General features: G+C 50.0%; 2 protein-coding genes. Both read left to right on the forward strand.

Going from position 1 to position 1,534, the window contains the following annotated elements; translation table 11 throughout:
* On the forward strand, positions 1–957 hold a 957-nt coding region (locus B071_RS0112115; RefSeq protein WP_018527341.1), incomplete at its 5' end, for a 3-oxoacyl-ACP synthase.
* 218 nt (positions 958–1,175) lie between these two features.
* The coding region (locus tag B071_RS0112120; RefSeq protein ID WP_026245206.1) for a hypothetical protein at positions 1,176–1,534 on the forward strand (359 nt) is incomplete at its 3' end.

Here is a 1,534-nt window from a genome sequence, read left to right on the forward strand (position 1 = left end):
CGCATGACAGCACAAGATATTGCAGATAAAACGGAGATTCCTGTTGAGATTATCCGGGACAAGTTCGGGGTTCTTCAGAAACCTGTACCAGGCCCCGGAGACACCACCAGTTCAATGGCCATAAAGGCAGCTCACAAGGCTATCCAACAGGCTGATATCGATGCCAAAGATATTGACCTGGTAATATGGAATGGTGCCCAGCACAAGGATTACCCATGCTGGCTGGCAGGATTATCAGCAGCCCATGAACTGGGTGCTGTTAACGCCTGGAGCTTTGACATGGAGGCTATGTGTGGTTCCATGATGGCAGGAATCGATACAGCCAAGTCACTTATGCTCGCCAAACCCAAAGTTAACACGGTGTTGCTTCTTAGCGGTTATCGCAACGGTGATCTGATTGATCTTTCGGTGCCAGACACCAGATTCATGCTTGATCTGGGGGCAGGCGGTGCGGCAGTAGTTCTACGCAAGGATTATCCCAGAAATCTTGTGCTGGAAAGCAGCTTCAAGGGAGATGGTTCCTTCGCAATGGACTGCTATGTCCCGGTCATGGGAACGGATTCCTGGCCTCCCAAGTCTGAACAGCTTTCGGACTACCATTTCATGGTGCGTGACAGCGAGCAATTCAAGAAAAAACTTGGAGAACGGACCCTGCCGAACTTCTTCTCGGTTATCCGTGAGAGTCTTGCTGACAGCGGATATTCACAGAAAGACATCGATTATCTCGCTATTTTGCATTTCAAGCGTTCTGCCCATGACATGATTCTTGATGAACTGGGACTGAGCCATGAGCAGACAACATATTTAAACGAGTATGGGCATATAGGCCAGAATGATCAAATTCTTTCACTGGAACTAGGCCTGCAGAATGGGCGCTTGAAAGATGGTGACCTGGCAGTGCTGGTAGGTGCGGGACTTGGTTTTGTATGGGCCTCAACAGTAATTCGTTGGGGATAACACAGAAATTGCCCGGATACTTCCAAGGGCGGAGTATCCGGTGAAATACAGGAGGACAGCATAAAAAAATCAATAGCAGTCGTAAGCATTTGCTTGTGATCCTTATGATACCCACTCTGGTATCGGGTAGACGTGGAAAAGCTCAAGCCTCAAAGGGGAGCGGGGGCCGTTGGCCCTGAACATCTGGATCGTAGAATCCTGATATTATGGAGGAAGAGATGAAAAAACAATTACTTGTTTTGGTCGTTATCGTAGCTATGGTCGCTCCGATGACCGCTATGGCAGTCAACGTCACCTGGGGTGGATCGATGACTGTTGAGTACGCCAATGAGGCGACTGATTTTATGTCGGATAACAAGCGCAGCTCTTACATTGAGCAGACGGTTACCCTGAGTGCTCTGTTCGATCTGGGTCAGGACGTTTCCCTGTTCACCGAGATCGAGCTGTACGATGGTATCTGGGAGGGGGACACTAACCCTGAATACGAGGGGGAGAATTTCCTGTTGCGCCAGGCCTATGTTGATGTGCCCCTGTTCGGCGGATCGCTCAAGGCGGGTCGCATCGAGGCCAACTGGGC

Origin of the sequence: Alkalispirochaeta alkalica DSM 8900 (assembly GCF_000373545.1) — a bacterium.
In the GTDB taxonomy this organism is placed as follows: Bacteria; Spirochaetota; Spirochaetia; order DSM-27196; family Alkalispirochaetaceae; genus Alkalispirochaeta; species Alkalispirochaeta alkalica.